Source organism: Usitatibacter rugosus (assembly GCF_013003965.1).
GTDB classification, from domain to species: domain Bacteria; phylum Pseudomonadota; class Gammaproteobacteria; order Burkholderiales; family Usitatibacteraceae; genus Usitatibacter; species Usitatibacter rugosus.
Map to the genome: position 1 here is coordinate 543,246 of NZ_CP053069.1, position 19,439 is coordinate 562,684.

At 65.6% G+C, this 19,439-nt stretch carries 14 protein-coding genes and 4 tRNA genes; 12 read left to right on the forward strand and 6 right to left on the reverse strand.

The features are described from left to right. Positions 1–19: 19 nt before the first annotated feature. On the reverse strand, positions 20–1,519 hold the full coding sequence (locus DSM104443_RS02880) for a ComEC/Rec2 family competence protein (RefSeq protein WP_171089269.1): 1,500 nt from the start codon (positions 1,517–1,519) through the stop codon (positions 20–22). 8 nt (positions 1,520–1,527) lie between these two features. Beyond that, the gene (locus tag DSM104443_RS02885) at positions 1,528–3,480 is read right to left on the reverse strand and encodes a gluzincin family metallopeptidase (protein WP_171089271.1); all 1,953 of its coding nucleotides are present in this window, start codon (positions 3,478–3,480) and stop codon (positions 1,528–1,530) included. Between the two features lie 158 nt (positions 3,481–3,638). Here DSM104443_RS02885 and DSM104443_RS02890 point away from each other — a divergent pair, with 158 nt between their 5' ends. Beyond that, positions 3,639–5,846 carry a hypothetical protein gene (locus DSM104443_RS02890; RefSeq protein WP_171089273.1) on the forward strand — a complete coding sequence of 736 codons (2,208 nt, stop codon included), beginning with the start codon at positions 3,639–3,641 and terminating at the stop codon, positions 5,844–5,846. A 10-nt stretch (positions 5,847–5,856) separates the two neighbouring features. On the opposite strand, the gene DSM104443_RS02895 is transcribed toward DSM104443_RS02890, so the two are convergent. Genes DSM104443_RS02895 through DSM104443_RS02905 form a run of 3 tightly spaced genes read right to left on the reverse strand, consistent with a single transcriptional unit; the run spans position 5,857 to position 8,730 of the window. After that, on the reverse strand, positions 5,857–6,651 hold the full coding sequence (locus DSM104443_RS02895; protein ID WP_171089275.1) for a hypothetical protein: 795 nt from the start codon (positions 6,649–6,651) through the stop codon (positions 5,857–5,859). Then, positions 6,648–7,436: a class I SAM-dependent methyltransferase gene (locus DSM104443_RS02900; protein ID WP_171089277.1), complete on the reverse strand. Its 789-nt coding sequence runs from the start codon at positions 7,434–7,436 to the stop codon at positions 6,648–6,650. Before DSM104443_RS02900 ends, DSM104443_RS02895 begins: the two co-directional genes overlap by 4 nt. Positions 7,437–7,467: 31 nt before the next feature. After that, a complete protein-coding gene (locus tag DSM104443_RS02905; RefSeq protein ID WP_171089279.1) occupies positions 7,468–8,730 on the reverse strand; it encodes an amidohydrolase in 1,263 nt (420 codons plus the stop codon). Positions 8,731–8,785: 55 nt separating this feature from the next. Between DSM104443_RS02905 and DSM104443_RS02910 the strand changes: the two genes are divergently transcribed. From DSM104443_RS02910 to DSM104443_RS02960, 11 genes are all read left to right on the forward strand, one after another. Next, positions 8,786–9,187, forward strand: a complete 402-nt coding sequence (locus DSM104443_RS02910) for a cupin domain-containing protein (protein WP_171089281.1) — start codon at positions 8,786–8,788, stop codon at positions 9,185–9,187. A gap of 16 nt (positions 9,188–9,203) precedes the next feature. Next, entirely contained in the window at positions 9,204–10,169 is a 966-nt protein-coding gene (locus DSM104443_RS02915; RefSeq protein ID WP_171089283.1) for a Bug family tripartite tricarboxylate transporter substrate binding protein, read from the forward strand. A 1-nt stretch (position 10,170) separates the two neighbouring features. Further along, positions 10,171–10,830 carry an RraA family protein gene (locus tag DSM104443_RS02920; RefSeq protein WP_171089285.1) on the forward strand — a complete coding sequence of 220 codons (660 nt, stop codon included), beginning with the start codon at positions 10,171–10,173 and terminating at the stop codon, positions 10,828–10,830. An 8-nt stretch (positions 10,831–10,838) separates the two neighbouring features. Next, positions 10,839–12,221 carry a retroviral-like aspartic protease family protein gene (locus DSM104443_RS02925; protein WP_171089287.1) on the forward strand — a complete coding sequence of 461 codons (1,383 nt, stop codon included), beginning with the start codon at positions 10,839–10,841 and terminating at the stop codon, positions 12,219–12,221. Between the two features lie 405 nt (positions 12,222–12,626). Then, positions 12,627–12,703 (forward strand) — tRNA-Leu (locus tag DSM104443_RS02930). Positions 12,704–12,709: 6 nt separating this feature from the next. Next, a tRNA-Arg gene (locus DSM104443_RS02935) sits at positions 12,710–12,787 on the forward strand. Positions 12,788–12,933: 146 nt separating this feature from the next. Beyond that, a tRNA-His gene (locus DSM104443_RS02940) sits at positions 12,934–13,005 on the forward strand. 159 nt (positions 13,006–13,164) lie between these two features. Continuing rightward, positions 13,165–13,238: transfer RNA gene (locus tag DSM104443_RS02945), tRNA-OTHER, on the forward strand. A 368-nt stretch (positions 13,239–13,606) separates the two neighbouring features. Further along, the gene (locus DSM104443_RS02950; protein WP_212756914.1) at positions 13,607–14,740 is read left to right on the forward strand and encodes a slipin family protein; all 1,134 of its coding nucleotides are present in this window, start codon (positions 13,607–13,609) and stop codon (positions 14,738–14,740) included. Between the two features lie 98 nt (positions 14,741–14,838). Then, complete coding sequence (locus DSM104443_RS02955) at positions 14,839–15,750, forward strand: aspartyl protease family protein (RefSeq protein WP_171089291.1); 912 nt, start codon at positions 14,839–14,841, stop codon at positions 15,748–15,750. A gap of 84 nt (positions 15,751–15,834) precedes the next feature. After that, positions 15,835–17,937: a TonB-dependent siderophore receptor gene (locus DSM104443_RS02960; RefSeq protein WP_171089293.1), complete on the forward strand. Its 2,103-nt coding sequence runs from the start codon at positions 15,835–15,837 to the stop codon at positions 17,935–17,937. A 1-nt stretch (position 17,938) separates the two neighbouring features. Here DSM104443_RS02960 and DSM104443_RS02965 read toward each other — a convergent pair whose 3' ends face one another. After that, entirely contained in the window at positions 17,939–19,426 is a 1,488-nt protein-coding gene (locus DSM104443_RS02965) for a hypothetical protein (protein WP_171088669.1), read from the reverse strand. Positions 19,427–19,439 lie beyond the last annotated feature (13 nt).

The window sequence follows — 19,439 nt, forward strand, 5'->3', positions numbered from 1 at the left end:
GGGTGTATCTCCTCGGCGCTCAGCGCAGGAAGTAGTCGATGTATCCCGGGGTCGCGATCACCCCGGCCTGCAGGGCCTCGGCGCTCGGTTGCTCGTTCACGTCAGAGATGACGACGCGCTCTTTCGTCTTCGCCCGCAATGCGTTGAAGAGCGGCGTGGCGGGCATGTCCCAGCCCGTCTTGCCTTGCTTGCTGGCAGTCGCTTTGTCCAGGGGGATGAAGGCGACGAGGTTGTCCTTCGTCATGAGCTCGAGGCCGCCAGCCTTCAGCGTCGCGTTGTGGCTGCAGTGGTGCCCGACCTTGTAGAAGACCGTCCGGCCGAGCAGCTCGTGGGCCGGGCAGGGCGTCGTGCGATTCGGAACCTGGAAATTGACGGTCGCCCACGATTGCCAGTTGCCTACTTGGGCATCGGCCGGGAAGAGCAGGATGTCACGCGTCTGGATGCATTCGATGGCGAGCACGAGACTCGTGTTGTTGGTGTCGTTGTCGAGGTCCAGGGCGAGCTGCCCGAAGGCGCTCAGCCAGTCCTCGTCGATTCGGCGCCATGCTTCGCTGGGCTTGTCGTAGGTCGCGTCGACGAACGGCTGGATCTCCGCGAAGTACGTCCTGGACTGGCCGGCCACCGGCCGCGCGATGCGATGCTCGGCGGCAAAGGGATGGCAGAGCTCGTCTCCTTCCCCTCCCGGCGCGACCGCGGCGCCCAGCGAGTCGAGGCCGGCCGTGCCCATGCGCGAGAGGTGGTAGATCACGTCGTCCTTCTTCATCTGCTGCGTGATCGCACTGGTCTTGAGGAAGCGCGGGTCGCGCGGCGGCCCGAGCACGTAGAACCGGAATCCGGGCAGCTCCTTCTCGACGAACGGCTCACTACCCGGTTCGAGGAAGCGCAGGTCCTGCGCCTCCTTGCCGCGTAGCTTGAGGTACGCCACGGCGTCGGCGACCTTCTTCCCCTCGATGGAGTCGTCGTCGTTCGTGAAGCCAAGCAGCTCCGACACGCCGGCAAGAGGTGCGGCTCCGGCGAAGGAGCTGGAGAGGGCCATCTCGAGCTTCGCCTTGGCGACCTTCTTCGCCTCCTTCAGTTTCCGGGCGTCGGCTTGGGAGAGGTTCTCCGCCCAGCTCATCCACACGGCGCCGAAGTCGATGTCGTCGTTGAAGACCTTCCGCGCCTGGTTGAAGCCCGAGAGGTGATCCTTGTGCTCGTGTGTGCCGACCACGACGTCGAGGCGTGCGCGGTCCTGGCCGTCCTTCGCAGTGTCGCGGATGTGCTCGACCACGGCGGTCATCGCCTTCGCGTCGCGTGCGAGCGCCCCGCAGTCGATCAGCATCTGGAAGGGCACCCTGCCCGGGCGCGGGAACGTGAGCAGGAAGCAGTCGCCCAGCCCGTGCCGGTACATGCGCACGCGTGCACGGTAGCTTTGAGGCGTGCCGGGTGCCTTGATCGGACCCAGCGAGCCCGCCGGTGCTGCCAGCTTCTTCTTGGTGGTGATGCGCTTCTTCGAGGTGGGCTTCCGCTGGGTGGCCATGGTCGTCCTTACGCGGAGATGTTGTGGAGGGCGGCAAACGGTTCCTTGCCTTCTCCGTAGTACGTGACTGCGAGCGGACTGTTCTCCATCGCCTCCTTGAACTTGATGTTGCGAAGGAGCCGCGCCTTGTCGTGCAGGCCCTTGCCGATCACGTAGGTCACCTTCGATTCGTCGAGGTCGATGACGAGCGTGCTCCCGCACCGGATCGTGTGGCTCTGGCCTTCGTGCTCCATCGTCTCGGTCTGCAGGATGGTCACGAAGACCTGGTTCAGGGCGCGGCCGTCCTCGCGCGCGCGCCGCGCTTCGCGGAGGCTCCGCACTGAAAAGACCGGCATGCCATTGCGGCGGACCCTCACGCCTTCGGGCGCCTGGTATTCCGCCAGCGCCAATCCTGTGAGGCGTTGCAGCAACTCGGCCTTGACCACGGCGTTCTGGATGAAATTGTGAAGGTCGATCCGGATCTGCCGCGTTTCTTTCCAGATCTCCTTGCGCGTCTTGAGGTAACGCAGCTTGTCCACGTGAGTACGCAGCTTGATGTCGTTGATGAAGCGCGCGAGCATTCCCTCGACCTCCCCAGGCTCCCGCTCCGGATCCTCCCCGGGTCGCGCCCAGCGCAAACTGTCCTCGGAGAGTGTGCGGATGTCCTCGGGGTAGATGCCACGCCGGCGGAACGCCTCGATGAATGCCACGCGATAGCCACGCTGGTCTTCGGGGTAGAGATCCATGTCCGCAGTGACGAGGGCGCGGAGGTACTCGCCGAACGTGAGGTCCACGGGCGGACAGTAGTCGAGCGCACGGATACACATGTTGAGGACGTGGCTGGCGGCCATGGCGGCTTCGTCGGCGAGTCGGTTCACGAGATCGGGGTGGAGGTCACCCTGTTGCAGTACGCCTGTGCCTCCAGAAGCGAGTCGCACAAGGTCGCGCGTGCGGCCTTTGTAGATCGCCAGGAAAGCATCGAAGATCGCCGCGACCAGGATGGCGCCGCGCTCGTGGACCTCCAGCGTATCGTCGAGCTCCGTGGGGTCGGGGACATGCCGTACCCATTTCTTGTCGGCATCGAAGCGGCCGATGGCATCGCGCAGCGCCCCGTGCGTTCCGCGCGCGAGCCCGAACTGCGCTGCAAGCTGGGCGAGGAGGTTGTCGCTTTCGAGGTTTCCGCGCGTCTTGGCGATCTGATGCGCGATGATCTCGGGGAAGGTGAAGTGCTGGAAGAGCGCGACGAGGTCTGCGAAGGCCTCGTGGAAGGCGAGCACGTCCGGGTTCGTCGCTTCCAGGAAATACTCATGGAATCCGTCCAGCAGCGCGTGCGTCGTTTCGTGCGCAACGATGTCGTGCGAAAGGCACGTGAACACCATGCCTCGCGGAAACTGCCCCGTGCTGCGGTCCTCGGTCGCCGGGAAGTAGCCGCACAGGATCGAGAACTTGCCGCGGCTGTAGTACGCATTGGCCATGCGCATCGCGTGCGGGTAGATGCGTAGCCGGCGGACGAACTGCTCGTCATCGCTGAGATGCGTTCCTTTCTCGAAGCGGTCCGCCCAGAAGGCCTTGCGGCCAAGTGCGCGTTCAAAGTGATCGATTGTCGTCATTGCCACCGCGTAGACCATCTGCTGGTGGAACTGGGGATTCCCCTCGGAGGGGCCGTAGCCGTCTTCAGCCAGGACGAAAGGATGATCGAGGTCCACCGGTGCATAGAAGCATTGGCTTGCGGGATCGTAGTCGACGACCTCGACGTACTCGCCGATCGGTCCGCGTTCGAGCTTCTCCCACGGCACGCGGTAGGTGATCTCGCTGACCACGGCGGTATCGAGGCTGGTGGCGAGGCTCGGGTCGAACGCATAGCCGCGCAGCGCGCGATGCGTCGGCTGCTGGGGCTGCGACGCCATGTGGCGCGGCGCCTTGGCCGGGCCCGACCAGGCCACCTGGACGACATTGCGATTCGCGGGTTTGCGGTTTGCCATCGGCTTCCCTTTCTAATTGTTCTTGTTAGCGCGCCATCTTTGCGCCGGGATGTTCCAGGGAATACGGCAATTCCGGCGGGCACGAACGGGAAAATTCACACCGCGTGCAGAGATGGCCGGCCTAGGATTGACGGCGTCGCGCACCTGGGAGGTCAAAAATGAAAAGAAGCTCGACGCTGGCGCTATTGCTCTGCCTTTCGCTGTCCACGGCAAATGCAGCCGATGCCGTGCCCGTCGTTCAGGCCACGCCACATCTCGCAAGCCAGGCCCGCGAGAACCTCAAGGCAGATCCCTTCCTCTTCGAGGATGTGATCATGAAGGCGGGGGCAGCCGCCTTCCAGTCCAGCTGCGAGGAAATCAAGAAGACAAAATCGGATTTCGATTGCGCACCCGGCAAGCTGGGTGCGGGATCCAACCGTACGGGAGAGGACCAGAAAGCCCAGGTCGATGCTCGAGTCTGGCAGGCGCAGTTCATGTCCCTCCTGTCGGCGGAGCGACTCGAGCGTCTGTTGGGCCCCTATCAAGCGGCGCTGAACGACCGATACAAGTTCTGCGGGAATACGCGCCCGCAGATCCACACCATCGGCTTCCAGCCGGAGCTGGTGTTCGAGGCGAGGAGCGATTCTCGCCCGACGAGCGCTGGCGAACGCGCGGTGCGTATTCCCATCGATGGCTTTGCCCTCGATCCGCGTTGCGTCGTGATGGGAATCCAGATCTCGGGCACGGTGCCCGTCTCGCGATATGGCAGTCGCACCGAGCGCAGCGAAAAAGAAAAAAACTCGGACTTCTATGTCACCGAACCCACGCCCGATCGGCCGGACACGGCCAATGTCATTCTGCTGGAGCCGTATCTCGATCGACTCAAGACGGGCGACATGCTGACGATCTCGGTGAGCTTCAGCGAGCGATACCCTCCGGATGAAAAGAAACCGCGGAAGGTTGCCTACTCCAAGCGCGCCTTCACCTTGTTCGAGATTGGTGACTACCGCCAGGTCTACCAGAAGGATCGGATCGGTCCCCATAGCGCATTTCCGCTTACCGAAGAGGAAATCGACAGCCTCTACGGGCCGCTCATCGCCAAGAACTACTTCGCCGTGCGGATCTCCATTCGCAACCCCGGAGCCACGGCGAAGCTTGTCAGCAGCGGAGGGATTCGGGTCACGGGAACGGCCCGCGTCGAACCGGAGCCGGGCTCCGGTGAGCCGCCGTTCGCCATGCCACTCACGCTCGTTCCCCACAGCCTCCAGGAGATCTATTCGATCCTCCAGGACCAGGAGGTTGACCAGGTGCGGCCCCGGACCTTCCGGGCGCTCGAGCTCGTGGGTGCGCTCGCAACCGGCATCGCCGCGATTACTTCTCCGGGCATCCAGACGACGAAGAACCTCGGTCTCTTCACCGGGCTGGTAATCCCCGAAACGAAAAGGGCCTGGCCGGATCGCTGGCCGGGCTACCAGAAGAACCTGGTGCGCGACGCGATGCCCGACCTCATCAAGGTGGGCCCGAATTCGAGGACGGAACAGCCGAAGGTCCTCTTCTTCCCGAAAAAGGACATCGACGGCATGGTGTCGGATCCGTACCTCTTCGGTCGGATCAGCGGTAGCGATACTCCCGATGGCGATATCCGCAACGCGAAGCCGAAGACATACGTTATAGCGGTGAGCTTCGACAACCTTTCGATCCGGCTCGAAGACCTTTTCGAGGTGGAGAATCCGGCCATTCGCGACAAGTACCTCGATCTCCTGGGCGAGGTCCCCGCGTTGATCGGAAAGCTCGAGCTCCTACGCCCTTGGTCGACGCAAGCGACCGGCGCGAAGCTGTTCGATCTTCCGAGCGGCACCTGGAATGATGCGCAGACCGCGTTGACGGAAGCGGCGAAGAGCGTGACAGCCCATGCCGACGCGACGACCAAGGCGGATCTCGATGGCAATGTCATCAAGCCCCTGAAGCTGCTCGTCGATGGAGTCAAGCCTGGCGACGCGAAATCGAAGCTGAAAGCGGATCTGTTCGGCAACGGCAAGGCGGGCGTCGAGGCGCTCAAGCAGGCGCGGGAGACCCTCGAGGGCGTGCGCTCGCGACTCAACACCGAGGGCGATCCGTCGGCGTACAAGCCGCGCGTCGACGAGGCGGGTGCTACGGCTACCGCGGCCAAGAATGCGCTGGCCTACTACCAGCTGGTGTCCAAGGCCGTGGCGGATTCCGTGCAGCCTCTCAAGGATCTCGACGCGGCGCTGAAGGTGTTGAAGGCGAAGCCGGCAGATGCGGCCGCGAAGACTGCCCTGGACGGCGCGGCGACGAATCTGAAGGGCATCCTCAAGAACGTCGCCGACAACAAGCCCGCCGAAGGAATCTCCCTGGCGCTCCAATAGCGCGACCGAACTATGACCGTCGGCCCAGGACTCGCCGAAGCATCACGAGCGTGGCGAAGAAGGCGAGTCCGCCACCCCCGAACATCAGGATCTCGAACGGCCAGAGATTGTGGGAAGTGGGATCGCGCGACGTATCGATGACGATCCTCCCTACGACAACCGCCATGACAACCAGCGGTAGCGCAGCGAGCCAGCGCCACGGGCCGTGCCACTTCCAGATCGCAAACAACGGCCCGAGCACGATCAAGACGACGAATCCCATCACCGCCAATCCGAAGCCCGACAAGAGCAGCGCCGAGGAGGCGGAGCTCCCCGATCGCGATTCGGTGCGCTCCTTCTTCACGATGGCCTCGTTCTCGAGGATGAGGTCCGTCACCCATTGCGCACGCGGCGGCGCCTCGGGACCGGGCAGGCCACTCCCGCGCACATCGACCGGAAAGCGCGCGACCTCGAATTCCTTGTAGGGCTTCCCGCCGCCGGCGCGAATGCGCACCTCTTCGACGCGCCCTTCGCCGTTGAGCGAGAACCAGCCGAACGTGGTGCCGGAGCCGTCGTAGGCCCGCGAGACGTTGGTCTTCACGCGCGCGAGGGGCTGGCCTCCGGAGTAGGGCGTCGTCCAGAGCCGGATATCCACCGCGCCGGAATACTCGATACGAAGGAACACCGGCTCATCGATGCCGACGACGGCCGGCATGGGCGGGCTCGTCTCGACGACCTTCACGCGCAGCTCTGCCGCCGCGCCGAGGGCCAGCGCGAACAGCGACGCGAAAAGAAGAAGGCCGCGTCGAGCGCGAGCCGGGCTCACGCCGTTCCGCGCACCGTGAGCGCGCGAGCCAGCAGGGCGATCGATCCGTCGGCAGCGGTGGGCAGCTTGGCGCGCAGCCGATCGCGCAGCTTGGCGCGGGTGGCCTCGTCGAGCGACATCGCATACGCGGGTGCCGGTCCCTGGCCGCCGAGGAACGGCTGCCAGTACTCGTCGAAGCTCGCGAAGGGCGTCGGGATGTCGATGGCGCCCGTCTCGACGTTCTTGAATCCCGCCGCCGTGAAGGCGCTCGCGAGTCCCGGCGCGGTGACGAGCTGGAAGCGCACGCTCTCGTTCGCCGAGGCCGCTTCCGGGTTGATCTCCACGGCCGCATCCCAGAAGTAGCGCATGAGGTCCATGCGGCCGGTGTAGTCCCAGATGTACGCCGCGATGGTGCCGTCCGGCGTGATCACGCGCTTCATCTCGGCCAGCGCCGCGCGCGCATCGGGCACGAAGTTGAGCACGAGCGCGGATACCACGACGTCCACCGAAGCGTCACCGAGGGGGATCGATGCGGCGTTGCCCTGCAGGAAAGTGGCGCGGCCCGCGAGGTTCTCCGCGGCCGACTTGAGGAATCCTTCGGAGGGCTCGACCCCTGTCACGCTCGCGGGCGACCCGTGGTCCGCGATCGCCGCGCAGAGCGCCCCGGTGCCACAGCCCACGTCGAGCCACCGGCGTGCCGCGGGAACGCCCAGCCACGAGACGAAGCGCGGAGCGACCTGCCGGCTCCACCGCCCGACGTAGCGTTCGTAGAGGTCTCCCTGCTTCCAGTTGTCGGACACACTCATCGATGTCTTCCAATAAAAGGGTCTGACCCTTTTATTGATTGGCGCTGAGCCAGTCCAGCGTGAGGGCGCACTGCAGCTTCACGCCGAGCTTCAGGCAGTTCTCGTCGAGGTAGAAGCGCGGGCTGTGGCCGGGCGCGGAATCGTTGATCGCCGTGGTGGCCGGCGTGCAGCCCAGGCGATAGAAGAGGCCGGGCACTTCCTTCTGGAAGAACGAGAAGTCCTCGGCGCCACACACCTTGTCCACGACGCCCACGTTCTTTTCACCCGCGATGCGGCCCAGCGTCGGGATCGCCCATTCGGTCAACGCGGGATGATTCACCGTCACGTCGTAGCCGCGCTTGATCGATACCGAAGCCTTGGCGCCGCCCGCGGCCGCGATCATCTCGCTGATGCGCTTCACGTGCTCGTGGATGCTGTCGCGCTGCTGCTCGTCGAACGTGCGGATGGTGCCTTCCATGCTCACGTCGTCGGGGATGATGTTGTCGCGGTTGCCGCCGTGGATGCTGCCCACGGTCACGACCGACGGCTCCTTCGCGATATCCATCTTGCGCGAGACGATCTGCTGCAGCCCCATCACGATCTGCGCGCTGGTGACGATGGGATCGACGCCGCGCCACGGCTGCGCCCCGTGCGTCTGCACGCCCTTCACGAAGACCTTGAACTTGTCCGACGAGGCCATCATCGGCCCCACGCGGTAGCCGACCTGGCCCGTGTGGTGGTTCGACGTGACGTGAAGCCCGAAGATCGCCTGCACGTCCGGATTCTTGAGCGCGGCTTCCTTGATCATCAGTTGCGCACCGCCTTCTTCTTCATCGGGAGCGCCTTCCTCCGCGGGCTGGAAGATGAACTTCACGGTGCCGGGAATCTTGTCCCGCATGCCGGAAAGGATCTCCGCCACGCCCATCAGGATGGAGGTGTGCGCGTCGTGGCCGCACGCGTGCATCACGCCGCACTGCGCGCCGTTCCACTCCGTCGTTACCTGGCTCTTGAAGGGCACATCGACCAGCTCCTTCACGGGCAGGGCGTCGATGTCGGCGCGAAGCGCGACCACGGGTCCAGGCTGGCCACCCTTGAGGACGCCGATCACGCCGGTGTGCGCGATCTTCTCCTGCACCTCGATGCCGGGCAGCGACCTGAGGTGCGCGGCCAGCAGCTTGGAGGTGCGGAACTCGCGGTTGCCGAGCTCCGGGTTCTGGTGGAGGTCACGTCGCCACGCGATCACCTTGGCCTCGATCTTCTCGGCGGCGGTGGCGATGGCTTCGTCGAAGGGGAAGGCGCGGTCGGGTGCGTTCATGGGGCCATTCTAATCCCGCGGTTAGAATCCGGCAGAGACCCGAGAGGAGTGCGCCATGATCGTCCGAGCCCTTGCCATCGCCTTGCTTTGCGCCGTACTGATCCCTGCCCATGCCGACGAGCCGAAGCCCCGCGGCATCCAGTTCCAGCGCGACCTGCCCAACATCCCGGGCAAGAAGATCGTCACCGTGGTCGTCGAATACCCACCGGGCGGGAAGACCCCTTCGCACCGCCATGCGCCTTCCGCCTTCATCTATGCCTATGTATTGTCGGGCTCGATCCGCAGCAAGGTCGATGACGGTCCCGCCAGGGTGTACGAAGAGGGCGAGGATTTCTTCGAGGAGCCGGGCGCCCACCACGTGGTGAGCGAGAACGCGAGCAAGACGCGGCCGGCGAAGATGCTCGCGGTCTTCATCGTCAATGCGGGCGAGCCGCTCACCACGATGGACCCGAAATGAACCGGAGACGCTCCCGATGACAACAACCATCCGTCTCGTGCTCGGTGCCGCGCTGTTCGCTGCCACCGCCGCATTTGGCCAGGCCTTCCCCAACAAGCCGATCACGCTCGTCGTTCCGGTGGCGCCCGGCGGAATTCTCGACACCGTCGCTCGCATGATCGCGCCCGAGATGTCGAAAGCGCTCGGCCAGCCGATCGTCGTGGACAACAAGCCGGGAGCGAGCGGCAATATCGGCGCCGCGATCGTTGCGAAGGCAAAGCCCGACGGTTACACGCTGCTCGTCGGCTACTCGATGTTCCACGTCGGCAACCCGTCGATGTTCAAGGAGCTGCCATGGGATCCCGTGAAGGACTTCTCCTCGGTCGCGATGCTCGTCGTCTCGCCGCATGTGCTCGCGGTGCATCCGTCGGTGCCCGCGAACAACCTGAAGGAGCTGGTGGCGCTCGCGAAGGCGAGCCCCGGGAAGTTGAACTACGCCACGCCCGGCAGCGGCTCGGTGCCGCACGTCGGCATGGAGCTCTTCAAGCAGCAGACGGGCACCGATTTCACGCACGTCCCCTACAAGGGCTCGGGCCCGGCGATGCAGGACGTCATCGCGGGCAATGTGCAGGTCACTGTCGCTACGCCGCCGTCGCTGCTCCAGTTCGTGCTGGCCGGGCGGATGCGCGCGCTCGCGGTCGCCGCGAAGACACGTCATCCGTTGTTGCCCGACGTGCCCACCGCGGCGGAGCAGGGCTTCCCCGCCTTCGAGCTCGAGGCGTGGGTGGCGTTGTTCGCGCCCGCGGGCACGCCGCCCGATGCAATCGCGAAGCTGACTGCCGCCGCGAAAGCGGCGCTCGCCAACCCCGAGGTCGCCGAGAAGACGCGCGCCACGGGGATGACGATGCGCTACCTCACCCCCACGGAGCTGGATGCCGTGGTGAAGACCGACCTCGCGTACTGGTCGAAGGTGATCACCGACGCGAAGATCAAGGCGGACTGACATGAGCACCGACAAGAACGTCGCCCGCGCGGCGAAGCTGGAGTGTGCCGCGATCAGCGATGCGCTGGACCGCCTGCGCATCGCCGGCCAGTGCTATCGCATCGTGGCGATCGACAAGAAATTCCGCATGGCCGGCCGCGCCTTCACGATCCTTTATCGACCCGCGACCGTCACCACCGGCAACGTCGGCGAGTACATCGACGACGTCCCGCCCGGCAGCGTGATCGTGATCGACAACCAGGGCCGCGACGACGTCAGCACCTGGGGCGGGATCCTCACCGAGACAGCCCATCACAAGGGCATCGCCGGAACGCTCGTCGATGGTCTCGTGCGCGATGCCTCCGCGTGCCTCGAGCTGGGCTACCCCATCTACGCGCGTGGCCACTGGATGCGCACCGGCAAGGGCCGCATCGAGCTGGCCGGACTGCAGGTGCCGGTTACCATCGGCCAGGTGTGCGTCTCGCCTGGCGACCTCGTTCGCGGCGATGCGGATGGCGTGGTCGTCGTGCCGCAATCGCGCGAGGACGAGGTGCTGAAGATCGCCGAGGAAGTCGCCTCGGCGGAGACGCGCGTGCGGGAGATGGTGCGCGGTGGGATGCGGATGGACGAAGCGCGAAAGATCGTGAAGTATCACGACCTCCAGAGACCGACCGATACCTGAGGACCGCCATGAAGACGATGCGCTCGCTTCTCATCGGCGTGGCGATGGCCACCGCCATCCTCCCGGCCATCGCCCAGCAGCCCGCGAAATGCCAGCTCGCGAAGATCGCGGAGTGGCCGGTTCGATTCGTCGGAAACAATCCGGTTATCGACGGTGCTATCAACGGCAAGAAGATCACGATCCTCCTGGACACCGGCTCCTACGTGAGCCTGGTCATGAAGGCATCGGCGGAGAAGCTCGGGTTGAACCTGAGGGGGACGGGCCAGTTCGCGGGCGGCTTCGGCGGCTCGACGCCGATCTTCGTGACGAATATCGAGGAGATGCGTATCGGCGAATCGGTGCGGAAGAACTGGCGTGTGCGCGTCGCGGGCGAAGGCGCTCCTCCGTTCGACTTCATCCTCGGCGACGATTTCTTCAGGCAGGTCGATCTCGAGTTCGACTACGCCAAGGGCGTGGTGCGCGTCTTCCAGCCGGAGAACTGCAAGAGCGCCTTTCTCGGATATTGGGATGCGAACGCGCAGGTGCTGCCGATGTTGAACGACAAGCAACATGTCGTGGTGCCCATCAAGATCAATGGCCGCGAGGGAAGGGCCACGCTCGACAGTGGCGCCGCGGGCTCGCTCGTTTCGCTTGCATTCGCGGAGAGCGTGGGCATCACGAAGGATTCCCCGGGCGTCCTTCCGGGCGGATGCTCGTCCGGCATGGGAGGCACGGGCCTGCGCAACTGGGTGTCCCGGTTCGACTCGGTGTCCATCGGCAACGAGACGATCCGCGATCCGATGCTCCGCATCCAGGATTACTCGACGACGGACATGAGGCAGGCGTCCGACATGTTCCTTGGCACCGATTTCCTGAAATCGCACCGCGTGTACATCGCGCGAAGCCAGGACAAGGTGTACTTCTCGTATACCGGCGGGCAAGCGTTCACAGCGACGCCCGGCGTCGATTGCGACAAGCGCGAGGCCGACAAGGGCACGCCGGAGCTGCTGGCGTCCTACCAGCAGGCGCTCGCGGCCAACCCGAATGACACGAAGACGCTGATGCAGCGCGCGGACCTTCGCCGTCGCACGGGCGATTCGCCGGGCGCGATGGCCGACCTCGACGCGGTGATCAAGCTGGAGCCGACCAACGGTGTGGCACTCGCAATGCGCGCGTCGATGCGGGCGCAGGCGAAGGACATCGATGGCTCGCTCGCCGATTCCGAAGCGGCGATTGCGCAAGGGATTCGCATGGCGCCGATGTACGCGAACCGCGGGGCGATGTATCGATCCAAAGGCAATTGCGAGCGCGCGATCGTGGAGTACGAGGAGGCGCTGAAGATCGATCCCAACCTGCAGTCCGCGCTGCGCGGACGCGATGCGTGCCGCAAAGGTGAAGCGAAGAACGAGTGACGCAAAAATGTAGTTGACACGTTCGTGGCGCGCGACTAAAGTTCGCTCCCTCATTCAACACAGCACGACTATTAACCGGACATGAAACACAGCCTTCACATCAACCAGACGCAACCACGCGCTTCCGAGCCGCGGGTCGGGACCTTTGCGTCCTGCCTACGCGACGGTGCGACGTATCGCGACTACTCCGGGAGGATGACGGCCTAAAACCCGCTCATCCATCGTGCTGTGACACGAAGCCCGGAGATCGAAAGACTCCGGGCTTTTTGCTTTTCTTGCGTTGTTTGTCATTCCCGCGAAAGCGGGAATCGCTCTTTAACAATTCGGATGTGGTCTATTGGCGCCCGCCGTATTTGGCGGCGGGCGCAACGGGCAGGTATCGCCCATGAATTTCATTTCATCAATGCCCCGCTGGCGGAATCGGCATACGCGCTGGTCTCAGGAACCAGTCCTTCCGGGTTCGAATCCCGGGCGGGGTACCAATCAACACCCTTGTAGCTCAGCGGATCGAGAGCGCCTGGCTACGAACCAGGAGGACGGGAGTTCGATTCTCTCCGAGGGTGCCATGCCTTCCTAGCTGGTCTGGTGACAGCGCCGCGCCGAAATCGCGGAGAGCTCCGCTCGAAACGGAGGGGAGGCACCACGTTGTCGGACATGCAACTTCATGCACTTAAGTCCATTAAGTCCATGAAGCTGCATCTCGGAAGTCCACGGTGATCTTGGTGTAGCGACAGCACATCGCGCTGTGAACGCGAAAGGTCCGGTTCGATTCCGGCGATCACCCCACTCACGTACAGCAGGGACCACATCCGCATGCGCCTCGAAAGAGGCACACCAGATTCGTCTGGAACGCATCGCAGAGGGCGAGGCTCGTGAGTCCTCCCTGGCGCGCTCGCCCGAAGTCGGAGGGGCGCGTACCGCGGTACGGGAAGGACGGATACAGGGCGACCTAGCTCAGCTTGGGAGAGCGCCGGCGAAAGCCGGAGGTCGTGGGTTCGAATCCCATTGTCGCCACCATTGCATAGCTCAGTCTGGAAGAGCGATCGGCTGATAACCGACTGTCGCGGGTTCGACTCCCGCTGCAAACCTCGCGCGGAAGCGCTTGTGCGATGACAGCAGTACCCGGAACCGTCCCCGCGAAGCAGTGCATCGCTTCGCAGCGCGGACCGGCTTGCGCACCGATGCGTGCGCGATGGATGGAGCGGCAACAGCCGGACGACGCGTCGCTCGCGAGGCGCGGCCGCTTCCCCCATCGCGGCGCCCGGAGCCCGCCGGATCGGCGTGGGGCGGTTCCACCCTATTCGTGGTTCAAGGAGCAGTCGCAGCAACAAGGAGCAGTCGCAGTAGAAGCATCCATTTGTCCAACAGAGGAAAGGAGGTTGATCGTGTTTGGGAAATACCATGTGAAGAAGGACGAGCGAGCGCTCCTGTTCCGCAAAGGAGACTTCGTTCGCGTGCTCGGTCCTGGGGAGCACAAGGTTCCGTTCTTCGGCGGCTATGAGGCCGAGAAGTATTCGGTCGACAAGCCGCTGTTCGAGCACCGCCTCGCGGAGTACCTGCGCAAGGCGGAACCGGAAGCGGTCGAACGCGAGTTCGTCGCCCTGGAGCTCGGCCCGATGGAAGTAGGCCTGCGCTACGAGAACGGCGTGCTGGCGGAAGTGCTCGCACCGGAGACGCGTCGCCTGTACTGGAAGGGCTTCGTGGAGATCCGTTTCGAGACCTTCGACATCACGCGCGATTTCGCCATCGCGCCGGCGCTCGCGCGCCAGCTCGCGGCCGGTTCGGTGCGTGGCTCGCGCGTCGCAGGCACCGAAGGCGTCTTCGCGGTGCAGGTGCCGCAGTACCACGTCGGCGTGCTGTACGTGGACGGCAAGGTCGAGAAGCTGCTCGATGCCGGCCTGCATGCCTACTGGAAGTACCACCGCGACCTGCGCGCGGAGCTCGTGGACCTTCGCCTCCAGTCGCTGGAGGTGGCGGGCCAGGAGATCCTCACGAAGGACAAGGTGTCGCTGCGGGTGAACCTGAACGCGGGGTATCGCGTGACGGACGTGCGGGTCGCCTACGCGAAGCAGGCCAAGCCGATGGACTACCTGTACAAGGAGCTCCAGTTCGGCCTGCGCGCGGCGGTGGGCACGCGCACCCTGGACGAGCTGCTCGAGAACAAGGGCGTGATCGACGAGGTGGTCGAGCGCCACATCAAGCGCCGCGTCGAAGGCTTCGGCCTCGAGGTGGACTCGGTCGGCGTGAAGGACATCATCCTGCCGGGTGACATGAAGCTGATCCTGGCGAAGGTGGTGGAGGCGGAGAAGGTGGCGCAAGCCAACGTGATCCGCCGCCGCGAGGAAACGGCGGCGACGCGTTCGCTGCTGAACACCGCCAAGGTGATGGAGGACAGCCCGATCGCCCTGCGCCTGAAGGAGCTGGAAACGCTGGAGAAGGTCACCGAGAAGATCGACAAGATCTCGGTGTTCGGAGGCCTCGACGGCGTGCTGAAGGATCTCGTGAAGATCCGTGCATGACCCCAGCCCGCTGGAGACGTCCGGTCGGCTGGGCTTTTTCTTGAATCCGAACGGCCCGGGCGCCGCGTCCTAGCTGGACACCGAGGACGGGAGGCTTCATGCGTCACGCCGTGTTCGCGCTGGCCGCGCTGCTTCTTGCCGCATGCCATTTTCCCGAGCCGAAGGTCGGCCTCGCAGGTCCGTTGCCCCTCGACCTCACCTACCGGGAGGCCCGCGGCGGCCTCGTGATCCTGACCGGCCGCGTGGACGACCGCGAGGACGTGGACTTCATCCTCGACACGGGCGCCCCGGTGAGCGTGCTCCTCGACGGCAAGCGGACCACGAAGCTGGGCCTCGATACTCGCCTCGCCGTCCCGCTCGGCAACCCCAACAATCCCGCGACACCCACGGGCGTCCTTCGCGGCGATACGCGCATCGCGTTCAACGGCGTCACGCTCTTGGGACTCACGGTCGTGGTCATTCCCGAGAAGTCGATGCCGTGCAGTGAGCGCTTCGACGAGATCGGCTTCGCCGGCGTGATCGGCGCGGATCTCTTCCGAAAGTTCGTCGTGGAGATCGATCCCGTCGCCAAGCGCGTTCGCCTGCACGACCCCGCCAAGTGGCAGCCTTCGCCGGGCGCCTCCATCGTTCCCATCGCGTTCCGCGACGGCCACCCGTTCACGATGGTGAAAGTGCGCCTGCCTTCGGGTGACACCGTCTCCGAGGACATGAACATCGACATCGGCATGAACGGCTCGATCTCGCTCGTAGCCGGTAGCCACCCCGCCATCGTCATGCCGAAGGACGGCAAGCCGGGCAACTCGTGCTTCGTGAACGGCGCGCGCAGCGAGATGATCGGGGCTCCGCTCGACGTGACGCTCGGCACGAAGAGCTTCCGCGTCGAGGCGCCGCGCTATACCGAGTACCTGAATGCGGTGAGCGACAAGCGCGGCGGCACGCTCGGCGTGAAGCTCTTCCAGGGCGAGCGCCTCACCATCGACTATCCCGGCAAACGCATAGTGGTAGGATAATTGCTGTAGTTCGGACCCCAGCTGATTGGCCAGGAATCGTCCGCAAGCCGTTCGATTCCACAACCATCACGCTCGAGGTCCGCCATGCGCCGCTCGCCTTTTCCCCTTGTCGTTCTCTCCGCGCTGTTCGCGCACTCCGCCTTCGCGCAGCAATCCCCGCCGAAGGAGCAAACGCTCCCCGAAGTGAAGGTCACCGCCGCCGTCGAGGAGACCGCGACCGGTCCCGTCGGCGGCTATAACGCGAAGCGCTCCTCCACCGCGACCAAGACCGACACGCCGCTTGCCGAGACGCCGCAGTCCGTGACGGTGGTCACGCGCGAGCGCATCGAGGAGATGGGCGCGACCAACCTGCAGGACGCGCTCAACTACGCCGCGGGCGTGCGCCCCGACGCGTTCGGCGTGGACTCCCGCTCCGACGGCGTCCTCGTGCGTGGTGGCTACCCCGACGAATATCGCGACGGGCTTCGACGTCTCTTCGGCTACTACACCAGCACGGCTCGCGTCGATCCTTACGCCCTCGAGCGCATCGAGGTGCTTCGCGGGCCTTCGGCGATGCTCTACGGCCAGGGCACGACGGCCGGCATCATCAACATGGTGTCGAAGCGCCCACTCGCCGAGAATTTCCGCGAGATCGGCGTGCAGTACGGCACGTGGGACCGCAAGCAGGTCATGGCCGATCTCACCGGCCCGCTCACGAGCGACGGCAAGTGGCTCTACCGCATCACGGGCCTGCTGCGCGAATCCGACACGCAGGTCGACTACGTGCCGGACGACCGCAAGATGATCGCCCCGGCGCTCACGTGGAAGCCGAACAGCGACTTCACGATCACCTTCCTCGCGAACTGGCAGAAGGACGAGACCGGCTCCACGCTGCAGTTCTTCCCGTGGCAGGCGGTGCGCGGGCCGAACCCCAACGGCCAGGTGCCGACCAGCCGCTTCATCGGCGAGCCGGGCTTCGACCGCTACGACACCGAGCGCTCCGAGGCGGGCTGGACGCTCGACTACAAGCTCAATCGCGACTGGACGTTCCACCAGACGGCGCGCTACTCGCGGAACGAAAACGAGTACTTCACGCTGTACTCGGACTCGTTCACCTCGCCCGGCAACGTGTTCCTCGATCCCGCGCAGCGCGTGATCGACCGCTTCGGCGAGGGCACGATCCGCAAGAACAGCCTGGTCGCCGCGGACCAGAACCTCGAGGGCAAGATCCGCCACGGCATCTTCCAGCACACACTGCTGGCCGGCGTCGATGCGCTGCGCTTCCGCGAGGAGTCGAAGAGTGCCTCGAACTACCCGCCCGTCTACGGCGGCACGGTCCCGCCGATCGACATCTACAACCCCATCTACACGGGCTTCGACGTCGGGCCGCTCGCCGACCTGCCGAAGACGAAGATGCGTTCCATCGGCGTCTACCTGCAGGACCAGGTGAAGATCGACAAGCACTGGATCGTCGTGGCCGGCGTTCGCCACGACGAGGTGACGAGCTCCGTCGAGGGCCTGGACGACGACAAGGACGACGCGACCACCTACCGTGCGGGCCTCATGTACCTCACCGACTCGGGCTGGTCGCCCTACGTGAGCTACAGCGAGTCGTTCACGCCGATGGCCGGCATCAACACCACGACGCTTGATCGCTTCAAGCCGTTGCGCGGCGAGCAATACGAGGTCGGCGTGAAGTTCCAGCCCGCCAACGCGCCGTACAGCTTCACGGCCGCCGCGTACAACCTCAAGGAAGAGAACCGCGTCCTCGAGCTGACGCCGGGTGTCGTCACGCAGGTCGGCGAGACGAAGACCAAGGGCGTCGAGCTCGAGCTGGCCGGGCGCATCCTCTCCGCCCTCGACGTCGTCGTGAACTACAACTGGATCGACAACGACGAGCAGCTCGACACGCTGCCGAAGAACCAGTTCTCCGCATGGGGCACGTATCGCTTCACCGGCGGCATGAAGGGGCTCTCGGCCGGCCTCGGCGTGCGCTACCTTTCGAGCTTCAAGGACAAGAGCGCGCCGGTGACGCCGTCGAACACGCTGGTGGACGCGATGATCGCGTGGGACACGGGTCCTTGGCGCTTCGCGATCAACGGGCAGAACCTCGCCGACAAGATCTACGCGAGCACCTGCCTCGACCGCGGCGATTGCTTCTACGGAGCGCGGCGCACGATCGTGGGCAGCGTCTTCTACCGCTTCTGATTCACCAGCGGCAGTTGCCCTCGCCGAACTCGTTGGCGATCAGGGGGACGACGGCGGCAAGGCCCAGGCCCGCCCACGCCGTGCGGCAGTCGGGCTTGCGCGCGTTCTCGATCGCGATCTGCTCCTTCGTCTTGCGCTCGGGCGGCGGCGGCATCGGGAAGGGCATGATCGCGCGGTTGCCGCTGCCTTCGCGTGCCATCTCACGCGCGCGCCGCAACGCGGAATCTCGATCGAGGCCGGGCTTGGAGCTGAACGGATCGTAGTCGGAGGTCGGCTCCGGCGGCGCGATGCCGGGACGATCGCGCGGATTGAACGGCATCGGAGGCGCGGGTGGAGGAATGCCCGTCGGGCCGCTGCGTTCCGGCGTTCGTGCATCCGGGCGCTCGGTTGTCGTGGGCGTGGGCGACGTCGGTGCGCGGCTCGGTGCAGCCGTCGGTGCCGGTGTGTCGCGAATCTCCGGCGGTGCGGCGAGATCGCGTGACCGCTGCGTGCTGTCGCCGCGCGTGCGATCCGACGGCGGCACCTGCACGGGCACCGGGACCGCGGGCACTTCGACCGGCTTCGCTTCCACCGGCGGCGTGACGAATCGCTCGATCACCGGCGCGGGCACGGCAGGCATCGACACCGGCGGAATCTCCACGGGCCTGATGTCGACGGGCGGCGCGGGTGCGGGCATGGGCGGCGGCGCCTTCGGTGCGACGAGCGGTGCGGCAACCGCAGGCGCTTCAACCGGCGCGCGGTCGATGCGCGGCGGCGTCGCGCGCTCGAGCGCCGCGGGCGCAGACGGAATGGGAATGGGCGGTGCCGGAATCACGGGCGCGGGGGGCGGAGGCTCGGGCGGCGCCGGCACGACGGGTACTGGCACCGGCGGAGCTTCAGGCGGTGGTGTTGGCGAAACGGGCAGCGTGATCGGCGCCGGCGGCGGCGGAGGCTGAAGCAGCTCTGGTCGTCGTTCCGGCACGACAACGCGATCCATCAACGGCGGAATCACGACCGGCGTCTCCACCTTCGCGGGCTCGGTGCGTTGCGGCGCGGGCGGCGTCTCCGGTGGAGGTGCGGGCGCGGGTGCCGGCGGCGGAGGGGGTGCGGCAATCTCCGGAGCGGGACGAACCTCCTCCTGCGGAGCGCTCACGGGCGGTGCGACCGGGGAGATGGCGGGCTCCGGCGCGGCGGCGGGCTTCGGAGGTGCGGGACGCGGTGCGGGCGCGGGCCTCGCACCGGGCGTGAGGTACGTGTCGCGAAGCGAACGATCGGGCTTCAGTGCGGGCGGGGCCGGCGTGAACGCCTCGCGAATCACGACATCGAGCGAGCCCCAGATCGCGCGGCCCTGCGGGCTGCCGCCACTCGGCGCCCCGAACAGGAGGATCGCCATCGTGTGCAGCAGCATCGAGAGGATGATGAATTCCCCGAGCGGCGCCGGCTCGATGGAGCGCCACGGGCCCCGCGAGCGCGGGCCGAAGGGGGAACGGAATGAGTCGGTGAAGGCCAAGGGTGCCGGGTCG